Below are 13,407 nucleotides of genomic sequence, written 5' to 3'. Positions count from 1 at the left end.
TGCGCGCGGTGAGCTCCCTCAACTCGGACGGACCCGTGGGCCTGCGGTTCGCCTTCGGCACCCTCACGGTGCTGCCGGTGCGCGTGACCCGCTGGGACCGCGACGCGGCACGCGCGGGAATGCGCTGGGCCCCGCTCGCCGGACTCGTCGTCGGCCTCTGCGCGGCGGCAGCCGGCGGGCTGCTCCTGCTGCTCGGCGCGGGTCCGCTGCTCGCCGCGGTCGCCTCAGCCGCCGTGCCGGCCGCCCTCACCCGCGGTCTGCACCTGGACGGACTCGCCGACACCGCCGACGGCCTGGGCAGCGGCAAGCCCGCCGAGGACGCGCTGCGGATCATGAAGCGGTCGGACATCGGGCCGTTCGGCGTGATCACCCTGCTGTTCGTGCTGCTGGCCCAGGTCGCGGCGCTGTACGAGCTCTACGGGCGCGGCTGGGTGCACGGGGCGACGGCGGCGGCCGCCGCCGGGGTCGTCGCCCGGCTGGCGCTGACGCTCGCCTCCCGCACCGGAATCCCGGCCGCCCGCCCGGAGGGGCTGGGCGCGATGGTCGCCGCCACCGTCCCGGCGCGGCAGGCGCTGGGGGTCGCTCTCGCGGTCGCGGCCGTCTGCGCCGCCTGGGGAACGCTGCCGGGCGGGTACGGGCCGCTGCGGCTCGCGCTGTCCGTACTCGCCGGGACCGCCGCCGCCGAACTGCTGCTGCGGCACTGCCTACGGCGCTTCGGCGGGGTCACGGGCGATGTGTTCGGGGGGATCGCGGAGACGGCGGCCACCGCGGCGCTGCTCGCGCTCGTCGTCGGGTCGCCCTGGTAGCCGGCCGCGCCGGGCACGAGCGCACGGCAGGCACGGGCGCACGGCGGGAGCCCGCGCGGGACCCCGGCGATCGCCCGGTCCCGTGATCTGCCCACCCGCACGGGCGGCAGGTCCCCGGTGGAGCCGGGTCAGCAGGGCCGGCGCCAGGCGTCCAGTTCGTAGCGCTTCAGCATCGAACTCAGTCCGAGCCGCCGCGACTGGGGGCAGAAGCGACCGGCCGGCACCTCGTACTCGACGTGGAACACTGCCTTGCCCGCCTCGACGAACGGAGTCAGCGCCGCGCACTCCGCGTACTGCGCGCACTGTTCGTTGACGGCGAAGTCGAAGTCGCCGACGAGGGCGGGGATCTGGTCCAGGTCGTTCTTCAGCCCGACCGACAACCCTCGCTCATGGGCCATCCGGGCGATCAGCCGGTTGTAGCGGAGCTGGTCGCCGGCGGTGAGGGGGAAGCCGGTGTCGTTGGCGTAGCCGTCCATGTTGTCGGGCTCGACCGCGTCGAAGCCCTTGTCCCGGCACATGTCGAAGCGCTCGGCCATCAGCGGCTCCAGCACGTCCGTGCGGCGGATGTCGAGCCAGCGCTCCCCCGGCCAGCCGTTCCCCTTGCCGAGCAGTACCCGGGGGAACCGCGCGGCGTCGGGACGGAACTCCTCCCAGGCGCCGGTGGACAGGTAGCAGATCACCTTCCGGCCGCGCCGCTGGAGGTCGGCGACCGTGGACCTCGGGTGCTCGAAGCCGTCGATGTCGTAGACCGGGACGTCCACGTCCGGGTCCAGCCGGCCGCTGAGCTGCCACTGCCACGGCGTGCCGGGCCCCGGCAGCCAGCGGGTGGTGCGCGGCGGCGCGGGGTCGTCCGGGACGGAGGTGCAGCCGGCCAGCAGCAGCAGGGCGACGAGGGGCAGCAGCAGGCTTCTCGTCCGGGCGGGAAGGCTCATGTCCGGGGCTCCCTCAGCGATGTGCGGTGATCCGGCCCAGCTGAGCACAGACCAGCATGACGAGCACCGCCGACGCGGCGGCCGGGACGAGAAGCGGCTCCGAACCGGGCAGGAGCACCGGGACGAGCGCGGCCGCACAGCACACCAGTGCGGGGCTCAGCACGGCGCCGAACGCCTGGAGCAGCAGCCCGGTCCACAGCACCGCTCCGAGCAGCAGCACACCGGCCGCGGTGGACGCGTCCGGACCGGCTCCCCCGCCGGGCCACAGCAGCAGCGCGGCGGCCACGAGCGTCAGCAGGGAGCCCGCGTACCCGGCGAGGGCACGCACCAGCGCCGCCGCGACCGCCATCCGGAAGGCGCGCGGGGAGGTGCAGGCCCGCAGTCCGGCGAGGCTGTCGGCACGGAACCGGTACAGCAGCCACTCCGCGGGTCCCATGCCGAGGGTGAGGGCCACCGCGAACGGCGGTGACTCCAGGGCGACATGGAGCACCAGCACCCCCGAACCGAGCCCGAAGAGGCCGTACGGCACCGAACCGCCCAGCCCTCCCGGCCCCGTGCGCCGGCAGCGGTTCCGGCCACGGCCGAGGGAGCCCGCCGGTCGCGGCACGCCCGCGACCGCGACCGCCGCGAGGCCCACGGCCGCGGCGACCGAAGCCAGGGGGAGCACGAGGTGCGTCCAGGTGGGCGCCGGATGCACTGCCGCGAACAGCGCCCCGCCCACGAGCGGCAGCAGGGCCGGCAGCAGGACACGCTCCCGGCCGAGGACCAGCAGCACCGTCGCCGCGGCGAGGTAGAGCGACTGCCCCGCGGCGAACAGGAGCGCCGGGACGTGAACGGGTGCGACGGGTGCCACGGCCGCGGCGGCGGCCGCGCCGAGCACCACGCCCACGGGCGCGCCCCGCAGCAGCGCCCGGGCCGCCGCGGGGCGGTCCCCCAGTCCCAGCCAGGCGTACGCGCGGTGGGCCAGGGCCTGGTTCCAGGCCCAGCCGGCCAGCGCCGCCGCCAGCAGCGGGACGTGGGCGGGGCGACCTCCCACGAGGAGCGGCGCGGCCAGCACGTGGCCCAGCCCCGGGAGGGTGAACAGCAGGCCCCGCAGCAGACAGGCCAGGAGCGTCGGGTTCCCGGGGGCCGGCGGCGGTTCCTCGGACCGCGGGAAGCGCCGCGCGACGCGCGCGTACAGGTCCTCCGCCAGGGCGAAGGAGTCGTCGTGTCCGTACCGCCGGCGTATCTGCTCGTCCGTCAGCCCGTCGGACTCCAGCAGCGCCGCCACCTCGTCGGGGTGGACGGCGGCCGCCACGAAGCCGGCCAGCCGCCCGGCCAGTTCGTCGACCGGGTCGGCCCCGGCCCGGCCGTACGGGCCCATCTCCGGCGCCGGCGGCAGGGCCTCCCGCACGGCCGTCCCCGGGTCCTTCGGCCACGGCGAGCCGCTCATCGGACGCCACCTCCGACGGACTCCGAGGGTTCGGACCAGTGGTGTCCCCAGGCCGTGTGCTCCTGGTACCAGGGGTCCCTCAGCTCCAGGGTCCAGTCGGCGACCGTCTCGGCGGCCGACGGCCGGTACACCGCCCCCGGCGTACCGTCGAGCTCCCGGTAGATCTGCCGGAAGGCGTCCACCGAACGCCGCAGGGTGAAGAGGTCGACGACCCGCTGCCGGGCGCGGCGGCCCAGTTCGGCGCGGCGCGCGTCGTCCCGGAGCAGTTCCAGGGCGGCGGCGGCCAGCGCCTCGGGCTCGCGCGGCGGGACCACCAGGCCGGTGTCACCGACGGCCTCGCGCACCCCGCCCACGTCGGTGGACACCGTCGTGCGCCCGCAGGACATCGCCTCGATGATCGAGAAGGGGAAGCCCTCGCTGATGCTGGAGAGCACCACGACGTGCCCCGCGGCGTACGCGCGCGCCACGTCGCCCACCCGGCCCTCCCAGAACACCCCGTCGGCGACGCCCAGTTCGGCGGTGAGCTTCTCCAGCCCGGTTGCGTACCACTCGCACCCGGCCGGGGCCGCGCCGAACAGCCGCAGCCGCAGGTCGGGGACCTCCTCGCGGGCCAGGGCGAAGGCACGGATCAGCGTCTCGAGGTCCTTGATCGGGTCGATCCGGCCGGCCCAGCTCAGGGTGGGCACGGCCGGTTCGGCCCCGGCGTGCGGGAAGGCGTACGGGTCGACCCCGTTGTAGACCGTGCGGATCTTTCCGGGGAACGCGCCGCCGCGCTCCTCCCAGCGCCGGTTGTAGCGGTTGCACGGGGTGATCAGATCGGCGCGTTCGTAGCCGAGGGTGTTGAGCTCGCGGTAGAAGCCGAGCATCAGCGCCTTGACCGGCCAGCGCGGTGCCTCGGTGCGGTATCCGAGGTAGCGCTCGCGCAGGTAGATGCCGTGTTCGGTGAGGAGGAACGGCACCCCGTCCAGGCGCTGTGCGACGAGCGCGGGCAGGGTGGCGAGCCCGCTGCTGACGGCGTGGGCGACGCTGTCCCCGGGGATGCGCACCGCCAGCGGGCGCAGGGCGTGTTCGAGCAGGTCGACCGCGGTCAGGGCGTCGTGGACGGTGGGTCCGGCGGCGGCGGTGGGCAGGGACTGCCGGGTCCACAGGCGCATCAGGGTGCGGACGGCGGCCTCGGTGCGGAGTGCGGCGGAGAGCCGGCCCCCGCGCGCCTCGTCGGCCAGCGCGTCGAGCGCGGGGCCGAAGTCGGCGGATGCCTCCGGATCGAGCAGGGACAGCAGGAAGCGCTCGAGGGTGTCGAGGAAGCGGCTGCGGTCGGCGCCGCGGCGCGGGGAGCGGCCACGGCCGGGCCGCGGCCCCCACAAGGGCACGGCGGTGTGGGCACGGACGTTGGGCGGCAGCTCCCAGGTCACGGGCTCACGGCCGCTGCCGGTGAGGGAGACGACGGTGAAGTCGACCTCGGGCATGCCCCGGACCAGTTGGTCGCACCAGGTGCTGACGCCGCCGTGGACATGAGGATAGGTGCCTTCGGTGAGCATGGTGACATGGCGTCCCTGGCTCATCGTGCTGTGTCTCCCTGGACATGACGGTGTTGGGGTACTGAGGGTGCTGAGGCTGCGAGGGCCGGCGCACGGAGGTGCCCCGGGCACGACGCGAGTTGAGCGGGCGCGGGGGCGCGGGGGCGCGGGGGCGACGCACCCCGGCCGTGCGGCCGGGGCGCGCGCCGAACTACCGGGCCGGCCCGGTCAGGAGGGCAGTCGCAGTGTGACGGCGGACTGCAGCAGCTCCGGCTGGGTCCAGGCCGAGCGCTGACCCGCGTAGGCGGTGCCGAAGGCGCTCGTGCCGAGCAGGAGTTGCTTGCGGGTGCCCTCGGGTGCGGTGACCGGGACGACGACGCCGTGTGGGGCCTGGACGGTGACGGTGGTGCCGATCCGGTACGCGGTGACCTGTCCGGCGTCGAGGGCCGACTGCCAGGCGGCGCGGCGGCCCAGTTCCGTGCCGGCGTCGCGGTGGCGCGGGTTGACGAGGGGGGTGTTGTCGGCGAACAGCGCCCGGTAGTCGTCCAGGATCCGGTCGAGGACGGGGTAGAGGATCCGGCCCTCGGCCAGGTTGGACTGGTGGACGTAGTGCGGGCGCGGGTCATTGGCCACGATGTGGCCGAGGGCGATCCTGGCCTCCTGCGGCACGATGTACGTGCCGTAGCCGGTGGCCACGTCCAGCGGCTCGTCCAGGCAGGTGGAGGCCGGGTTGGTCTCGCAGATGCCGCTTCCGCCGTCGGCCCGGGAGGTGTAGATCCAGTTGTACTCGTCGGCCATCTCGGCCGCCGTGCCCACGTTGTAGTACACGTTCATCGGGTGGCGGGGCACGGTGACGGCGCTGCCGACGGGGCGCTGCTGGGGCTCGCGGGAGTTGTCGCTCGCGATCCACCTGACGCCGTTGTCGGCGAGCGCGGGGGCCAGGTTGGGGTTGTCCACCGGCTGCTGCGGAAGCGTCCTCAGCCCCGAGTGCTCGCCGGTGACGAGCTCCGTGCGGTCGACGGAGACGCCCTTGCCCACCGCCCAGGCGTGGTTGTCGCGGATCTGCGCGGAGATCTCGGCGCGGCTCATCCAGCGGGTGTTGCCCGCCGAGTCCTTCGAGCACTGCCAGGGGACGACGGAGACGTCCTGGACGCAGCCGAGGAACGGGTGGGTGTAGGTGTGGTTGACCCAGCGGTACTGGGCCCGGTCGGCGAGCAGTTGTGCGGTGAGCGCGTCCGTGCCGCCGTTCTCGGCCTTCCACTCCTCGCCGGCGCCCGCGTTGTAGACCATGTCGAGGGTGAAGCCGCTGGTGCGCTGCCACTGGGCGGCGTACTGGGCGTCGGCGGCGGTCATCCGGATGTCCGGGGCCTGCTCGCCCGCTCCCCCGGCGCAGTCGATGTCTCCGGGCGTGCAGTTGCGCTCGGTGTCCCAGCGGGAGTCGGACGCGAAGACGTCGTCGATGTGGACCGAGAAGTAGTTGCGGCTCTGGCCGAGGTGGACGCCCTGGGTGAGCCACTCGACGATCCCGCGCGCCAGCAGCCGGAACTGCCGCTGGTGCTGGTTGTACGCGAAGGTGACGACGAGCTCGCGGCGCCCGTCGCGGGCGTACTCCCCGAGGAGGCTGGCGCGGCCCTCGCCGCCCGGCACCGGGGCGTCGACATAGCTGGTGAATCCCTCGCGCGGGCGGGCCAGGTAGCCGTAGCTCTCGCTGATCCCCGGCGCGTTGTCCTCGAAGGCCAGGGCACCGTCGAGGTACCCGAACGGACCGGAGCGGCCCGCCGCCGTCACCGCGGCCGCCGTGCCGTCGAGCGTGCCGGACCAGCCGCCCTCGCTGGTGTAGTCGAGCCCCACTCCCGGGTGGGCCCAGGTGTAGGCGTCGACCTGGCGGACGCCGAACCGCTTCTCGTACGCCACGAGCGCGGCCTGCTCCGCGGTCCCGGCGGAGTCCGACCCGAACGGGGCCTCGTTCGGCAGCACCACTCCCTGGTACTTGGCGCGCGGCCGGCCGCTCACGGTGTCGCTCAGGAACGCCGCGTCGATCTTCGGACGGCCCGGGTCCCCGAGGTCGAGCACGCTGTACGGAACGCCGGTGCTGCGCAGCTCGGAGGTGACGGCGGCGACCGCCGAGCCTCCGTCGTCGACGACGAGCACCTTGAGGTCGATCCGCGGGACCGGGTCGGCCGCCGCGGCCGGGGACGCGGGCAGTGCCGCCGCGAACAGCGCCGACGTGGTGAGCGCGACCGCCGCCGCACCGAGCCGGCCCCCTCGGCCGGGCCCCCGCCCGGCCGTTCCCCCCTGAAGCGCGCCCGGCGCGGATGCCCGGCCGGATCCGCTCGTCAGTGCACGCGTGCCGAACCCCGTGGCGAATACGGGTGCCATGGTGTTTCCCCCACCCCTTGTTGATCCTCCCCGCGAAGACACCGGGGAGGACATGTGGAAATCATGCAAAGCAGCCACTTGCTCCCTTGCGCATTCGGCCCGAGTGTGACGCAGGACTCCCCGCTCGCGTGGGCAACTCGGCGGAGACACCACGGATGGGTGAATCCCCGTCGGCACGAGCGAACATCGCGGGCGCGCGTAGGCTCGTGACGGCGCTCCTACCCGCCCGACTTACGATGCGCCGGGCGGCCGACCCACCACTTCGGCCCAGGAAACTCAACGGAAGCGAGATTTCACCACCGTGACTGCTCTCACTCTCAGCACAGCCGGCGCTGCGACGCTGCGCGCCGACGCGGTCGTCGTCGGCGTCGCCAAGGGCGCCAAGGGCCCGGTCGTCGCAGCCGGCGCCGAGGCCGTGGACGCGGCGTTCGACGGGAAGCTCGCCACCGTCCTCGAGACCCTCGGCGCCTCCGGTGCCGAGGGCGAGGTGACCAAGCTGCCCGCGCCGTCGGGCCTGAAGGCCCCGGTCGTGCTCGCGGTCGGGCTCGGCACCGCACCGGAGAAGGACGACGCGTATCCGGCCGAGTCGCTGCGTCGCGCCGCCGGATCCGCCGCCCGCGCGCTGACCGGCTCGAAGAAGGCCGCGTTCGCGCTGCCGGTCGAGGCCGCCGAGGACGCCCAGGCGATCGCGGAGGGCGCCCTGCTCGGCGCGTACGCCTTCACCGCCTACCAGGACGAGAAGAGCGCCAAGAAGCCGCTGGCCGAGGTGGCCCTGCTGGGCACCAAGCCGCGCGACAAGGCCTTCAAGGCCGCCGCGGAGCGTGCCGTCGCCGTGGCCGGGGAGATGAACCGTGCCCGCGACCTGATCAACACGCCGCCGAACGACCTCTACCCCGAGTCGTTCGCCGCGGTCGCCATCGCCGCCGGCAAGGAGCACGGCCTCAAGGTGCAGGTCTGGGACGAGAAGGCGCTCGTCAAGGGCGGCTTCGGCGGCATCCTCGGCGTCGGCCAGGGCGCGACCCACGGCCCGCGCCTGGTGAAGCTGGCGTACACGCACCCGGACGCGGAGAAGTCCCTCGCGTTCGTCGGCAAGGGCATCACCTACGACTCCGGCGGCATCTCGCTGAAGCCGGCCGGCCACAACGAGACGATGAAGTGCGACATGAGCGGCGCCGCCGCCGTGTTCGCCGCCGTCGTCGCGGCGGCCCGGCTCGGGCTGCGCGTGAACCTCACCGGCTGGCTGGCGCTGGCCGAGAACATGCCGTCGGGCAACGCCACCCGGCCCGGTGACGTCCTGCGCATGTACAGCGGCAAGACGGTCGAGGTGCTCAACACCGACGCGGAGGGCCGTCTGGTGCTGGCCGACGCGATCACCAAGGCCTCGGAGGAGAGCCCGGACGCGATCGTGGACGTGGCGACGCTGACCGGCGCGATGGTCCTGGCGCTGGGCCACCGGCGCTTCGGGATCATGTCCAACGACGAGGCGTTCCGCACCTCGGTCCACGAGATCGCGGAGGACGCGGGCGAGGACTCCTGGCCGATGCCGCTCCCCTCGGACCTGCGCAAGGGCATGGACTCCCCGACCGCCGACATCGCGAACATGGGCGAGCGGATGGGCGGCGGCCTGGTCGCCGGCCTGTTCCTGCAGGAGTTCGTCGGCGAGGGCGTCACCTGGGCTCACCTGGACATCGCGGGCCCGGCCTTCCACGAGGGCGCGCCGTTCGGCTACACCCCCAAGGGGGGCACCGGCTCCGCGGTCCGCACCCTGGTCAGGCTGGCCGAGCGCACGGCCGACGGCGACCTGGGCTGACGCCCGCGCGGCGGGTTCCGGGGGACGCCCGGAACCCGCCGCCCCGGGCCGGCGCCCCGGGTCCGCAGGAATATCGGGAGCCGGTCTTCCGTTCGCCCTCGACGAAATCCGTAGGTTCGTACGTACAGGTAACCGAGAGGGACGGCCGAACCGCCGTCCCGTATCCCGGCCCCGCGTCCCGCCTTCCGTCGACAAGTGCGAAGATGGGTTCTCGGCAGGACAGGGCCCCCACCACAGGGCCGAAGACAAGCGGCCGAACACCAGCCGCCGCCCGGTAGTCCCCCGCCCTGGGAGACACCGGCGCCCGGCGCACATGCATGGAGGACGTGACGTGGCGAACGACGCCAGCACCGTTTTCGACCTAGTGATCCTCGGCGGTGGCAGCGGTGGTTACGCCGCGGCCCTGCGCGGAGCTCAGCTGGGCCTGGACGTCGCCCTGATCGAGAAGGACAAGGTCGGCGGCACCTGCCTGCACCGCGGATGCATTCCCACCAAGGCCCTGCTGCACGCCGGCGAGATCGCCGACCAGGCCCGCGAGAGCGAGCAGTTCGGCGTCAAGGCCACCTTCGAGGGCATCGACGTCCCGGCCGTGCACAAGTACAAGGACGAGGTGATCTCCGGGCTGTACAAGGGCCTGCAGGGTCTGATCGCCTCCCGCAAGGTCACCTACATCGAGGGTGAGGGCCGGCTGTCCTCCCCGACGTCCGTCGACGTCAACGGCCGCAGGGTCGAGGGCCGCCACGTCCTCCTCGCCACCGGTTCGGTGCCGAAGTCGCTGCCCGGCCTGACCATCGACGGCAACCGGATCATCTCCTCCGACCACGCGCTGGTCCTGGACCGCGTGCCGAAGTCCGCCATCGTCCTGGGCGGCGGCGTCATCGGTGTCGAGTTCGCCTCGGCCTGGAAGTCCTTCGGCACCGACGTCACGATCATCGAGGCCCTGAAGCACCTCGTCCCGGTCGAGGACGAGAACAGCTCGAAGCTCCTCGAGCGCGCCTTCCGCAAGCGCGGCATCAAGTTCAACCTCGGCACCTTCTTCGAGAAGGCCGAGTACACCGAGGACGGCGTGCGGGTCACCCTCGCCGACGGCAAGACCTTCGAGGCCGAGGTGCTGCTGGTCGCCGTCGGCCGCGGCCCGGTCTCCCAGGGCCTGGGCTACGAGGAGCAGGGCGTCGCGATGGACCGCGGCTACGTCCTGGTCGACGAGTACATGCGCACGAACGTGCCGACCGTCTCGGCCGTCGGCGACCTCGTCCCGACCCTTCAGCTCGCGCACGTCGGTTTCGCCGAGGGCATCCTGGTGGCGGAGCGCCTGGCCGGTCTGAAGACCGTCCCGATCGACTACGACGGCGTGCCGAAGGTGACGTACTGCCACCCCGAGGTCGCCTCCGTGGGCCTGTCCGAGGCCAAGGCCAAGGAGGTCTACGGCGCGGACAAGGTCGTCGCTCTGAAGTACAACCTGGCGGGCAACGGCAAGAGCAAGATCCTGAAGACCGCCGGCGAGATCAAGCTCGTCCAGGTCAAGGACGGTGCCGTGGTCGGCGTCCACATGGTCGGTGACCGTATGGGCGAGCAGGTCGGCGAGGCCCAGCTGATCTACAACTGGGAGGCCCTGCCGGCCGAGGTCGCGCAGCTCGTCCACGCGCACCCGACGCAGAACGAGGCACTCGGCGAGGCCCACCTGGCCCTCGCCGGCAAGCCCCTCCACTCCCACGACTGAGCCGAGTCCACGGGCGCGACGACCACTACCGCACTTCCCCCGGCCCCGCGCTTCGCGCGAGCCGGGGAGACCCCACCGTAAGGAGCAACCGAAACCATGCCGGTTTCCGTAACCCTCCCGGCGCTCGGCGAGAGCGTCACCGAGGGCACCGTCACCCGCTGGCTGAAGGCCGAGGGCGAGCGCGTCGAGGCCGACGAGCCGCTGCTCGAGGTGTCGACCGACAAGGTCGACACCGAGATCCCCGCACCGGCCTCCGGCGTCCTGTCGTCCATCAAGGTCGCCGAGGACGAGACCGTCGAGGTCGGCGCCGAGCTGGCCGTCATCGACGACGGCTCGGGTGCGGCTGCCGCCGCCCCGGAGCCCGCCGCCGAGCAGGCCCAGGCCCCCGCCCCCGAGCCCGAGCAGCCCGCCCAGGCCGCCCCGGCCGCGGAGCAGGCCGCGCCCGCTCCGGCCCCGACCGCCGAGGCCGCTGCCGGTGGCGGCGGCGCCGAGGGCACCGACGTCGTCCTGCCCGCGCTGGGCGAGTCGGTCACCGAGGGCACCGTCACCCGCTGGCTGAAGGAGGTCGGCGAGGAGGTCGCGGAGGACGAGCCCCTGCTCGAGGTCTCCACCGACAAGGTCGACACCGAGATCCCCGCACCGGCCTCCGGCGTGCTGCTGGAGATCGTGGTCGGCGAGGACGAGACCGCCGAGGTCGGCGCGAAGCTCGCCGTCATCGGCGCCCCGGGTGCCGCTCCGGCCGCCCCCGAGGCTCCGGCGCAGCCCGCCGCTGCCGCCCCGGCTCCCGAGGCTCCGGCGGCTCCCGAGGCTCCCGAGGCTCCGGCTCAGCCGGCCGCCGCGGCTCCCGCGCAGCCCGCCGCCCCGGCACAGCCCGCCGCCCCGGCTCCCGCGGCCCCGGCGCAGCCCGCGCCCGCCGCCCCCGCCCCGGCACGGGCTCCCGCCGCGACGGCCGCGGACGAGGGCGCCTACGTCACCCCGCTGGTCCGCAAGCTCGCGGCCGAGAGCGGTGTGGACCTCTCCTCGGTCAAGGGCACCGGTGTCGGCGGCCGCATCCGCAAGCAGGACGTCGTCGCCGCCGCCGAGGCCGCGAAGGCCGCGGCGCCGGCTCCGGCCGCCGCCGCTCCGGCGGCCGGGAAGGCCCCGGCCGGTGTCTCGACCGAGCCGTCCCCGCTGCGCGGCCAGACCGTCAAGATGACCCGCATGCGCAAGGTCATCGGCGACAACATGATGAAGGCGCTCCACGGCCAGGCCCAGCTGTCGTCGGTCGTCGAGGTCGACGTCACGCGGCTGATGAAGCTGCGCGCCCAGGCCAAGGACGGGTTCGCGGCGCGCGAGGGCGTCAAGCTCTCCCCGATGCCGTTCTTCGTGAAGGCCGCGGCCCAGGCGCTGAAGGCCCACCCGGTCGTCAACGCCCGGATCAACGAGGACGAGGGCACCATCACCTACTTCGACTCGGAGAACATCGGCATCGCCGTGGACTCCGAGAAGGGCCTGATGACCCCGGTCATCAAGGGTGCGGGCGACCTCAACCTGGCCGGCATCGCCAAGGCCACCGCCGACCTGGCGGGCAAGGTCCGCGGCAACAAGATCACGCCGGACGAGCTGGCCGGTGCGACCTTCACGATCAGCAACACCGGTTCGCGCGGTGCGCTGTTCGACACGATCATCGTGCCGCCGAACCAGGTCGCCATCCTGGGCATCGGCGCCACGGTGAAGCGTCCGGCCGTCATCGAGACGCCCGAGGGCACCGTCATCGGCGTCCGCGACATGACGTACCTGACGCTCTCCTACGACCACCGTCTGGTGGACGGCGCCGACGCCGCCCGCTACCTGACCACGGTCAAGGCGATCCTCGAGGCCGGTGAGTTCGAGGTCGAGCTCGGCATCTGAGCGCCCCGGCTGTAACCAGCCTCACCAGCGGCGGCCCCGCCCGGGAGTACTTCCGGGCGGGGCCGCCGCCGTATTGTCTAGGAGTCTTCTCTTCTTGAAGGAGCGGTTCATGACCATGCCCGTCGTCCACTCGCTGCGCGATCAGATCCGCGAGCACATCGTGGAGGGCATCGTCAGCGGCCGCTGGAAGCCGGGCGAGCGGATCGTGGAGCGCCGGATCGCCACGGAGCTCGCCGTGAGCCAGACGCCCGTGCGGGAGGCCCTCCGCGAGCTGGAGTCCCTGCGGCTGATCGAGTCCGCCCCCAACAAGGGCGTACGGGTGCGCAACCTCACCGCGGCCGACCTGGAGGAGAGCTACCCGGTCCGGGCCGGCCTGGAGCAGATCGCCGCCGAGCTGGCCGCGGAGCGGCTGGCCGCCGACTGCTCGGCGCTGGAACCGCACGTCGCGGCGCTGTACGAGGCGGACCGTGCCGCGGACGGGACGGCGCAGGTGCGGCACACGGTGGCGTTCCACCGGGAACTGGTGAAGGCGGCCGGCAACGGGGTGCTGCTGCACACCTGGGAGGGCCTGGGGATCGAGGTCTTCACCGCGCTGTCCATCCGGTGGCTGGGGACGAAGCAGAAGTCGTACGCGGAGGAGCACGAGGAACTGGTGGAGGCCTTCCGCCGGCGTGACCCGCGGATCGGTGCGCTGGTCAAGGCCCACGTCCTGGGCTGCGCCCCCCGCGCGTAGCGCCGCCGCTCCCAGGGGCATCCTGCCCGACGGCGAGGTGGTCACCCCGATCTCGACCCCGCGGTCCTACGAGCGGGACGAGATCGAGGCGTCGCTGAACGCCGCCGGGTTCGACGTCGACGAGGTCCTGGACGTGCCGGACCGACCGGGCCTTCGGGCCTTCGTGGCCCGCGCGCCCTGACGCGAAG

Annotated in this window: 10 protein-coding genes; 6 read left to right on the top strand and 4 right to left on the bottom strand. The window is 73.6% G+C overall.

The window, feature by feature from the left end; genetic code table 11:
- Positions 1–8: 8 nt before the first annotated feature.
- Positions 9–806, top strand: coding sequence for an adenosylcobinamide-GDP ribazoletransferase (locus O7595_RS24975; protein ID WP_269730852.1), 798 nt, complete (start codon positions 9–11; stop codon positions 804–806).
- Between the two features lie 128 nt (positions 807–934).
- Here O7595_RS24975 and O7595_RS24970 read toward each other — a convergent pair whose 3' ends face one another.
- The 4 genes from O7595_RS24970 to O7595_RS24955 all read right to left on the bottom strand — a co-directional run bounded on the left by O7595_RS24970 (position 935) and on the right by O7595_RS24955 (position 7,066).
- The gene (locus O7595_RS24970) at positions 935–1,738 is read right to left on the bottom strand and encodes an endo alpha-1,4 polygalactosaminidase (RefSeq protein ID WP_269730851.1); all 804 of its coding nucleotides are present in this window, start codon (positions 1,736–1,738) and stop codon (positions 935–937) included.
- Positions 1,739–1,751: 13 nt separating this feature from the next.
- On the bottom strand, positions 1,752–3,170 hold the full coding sequence (locus O7595_RS24965; RefSeq protein WP_269730850.1) for a hypothetical protein: 1,419 nt from the start codon (positions 3,168–3,170) through the stop codon (positions 1,752–1,754).
- Positions 3,167–4,732, bottom strand: coding sequence for a GT4 family glycosyltransferase PelF (gene pelF, locus O7595_RS24960; protein ID WP_269730849.1), 1,566 nt, complete (start codon positions 4,730–4,732; stop codon positions 3,167–3,169). Before pelF ends, O7595_RS24965 begins: the two co-directional genes overlap by 4 nt.
- A 183-nt stretch (positions 4,733–4,915) precedes the next feature.
- Positions 4,916–7,066, bottom strand: coding sequence for a hypothetical protein (locus tag O7595_RS24955; RefSeq protein ID WP_269730848.1), 2,151 nt, complete (start codon positions 7,064–7,066; stop codon positions 4,916–4,918).
- A 301-nt stretch (positions 7,067–7,367) separates the two neighbouring features.
- Here O7595_RS24955 and O7595_RS24950 point away from each other — a divergent pair, with 301 nt between their 5' ends.
- The 5 genes from O7595_RS24950 (at position 7,368) to O7595_RS24930 (ending at position 13,400) form a co-directional block, all read left to right on the top strand.
- A complete protein-coding gene (locus O7595_RS24950; RefSeq protein ID WP_269730847.1) occupies positions 7,368–8,876 on the top strand; it encodes a leucyl aminopeptidase in 1,509 nt (502 codons plus the stop codon).
- A 331-nt stretch (positions 8,877–9,207) separates the two neighbouring features.
- Positions 9,208–10,596 (top strand): dihydrolipoyl dehydrogenase, encoded by a 1,389-nt coding sequence (lpdA, locus tag O7595_RS24945; RefSeq protein WP_269730846.1) that lies wholly within the window; start codon positions 9,208–9,210, stop codon positions 10,594–10,596.
- Positions 10,597–10,692: 96 nt separating this feature from the next.
- Positions 10,693–12,486, top strand: a complete 1,794-nt coding sequence (sucB, locus tag O7595_RS24940; protein WP_269730845.1) for a 2-oxoglutarate dehydrogenase, E2 component, dihydrolipoamide succinyltransferase — start codon at positions 10,693–10,695, stop codon at positions 12,484–12,486.
- Positions 12,487–12,595: 109 nt separating this feature from the next.
- On the top strand, positions 12,596–13,219 hold the full coding sequence (locus tag O7595_RS24935; RefSeq protein WP_017949905.1) for a GntR family transcriptional regulator: 624 nt from the start codon (positions 12,596–12,598) through the stop codon (positions 13,217–13,219).
- Positions 13,220–13,256: 37 nt separating this feature from the next.
- Positions 13,257–13,400 (top strand): hypothetical protein, encoded by a 144-nt coding sequence (locus tag O7595_RS24930; RefSeq protein ID WP_269730844.1) that lies wholly within the window; start codon positions 13,257–13,259, stop codon positions 13,398–13,400.
- The last annotated feature ends 7 nt before the right edge of the window (positions 13,401–13,407 follow it).

Origin of the sequence: Streptomyces sp. WMMC940, assembly GCF_027460265.1 — a bacterium.
Lineage (GTDB): Bacteria > Actinomycetota > Actinomycetes > Streptomycetales > Streptomycetaceae > Streptomyces.
Note: the sequence above shows the minus strand (reverse complement) of the source record. Positions and strands in the feature narration are given on the sequence as shown.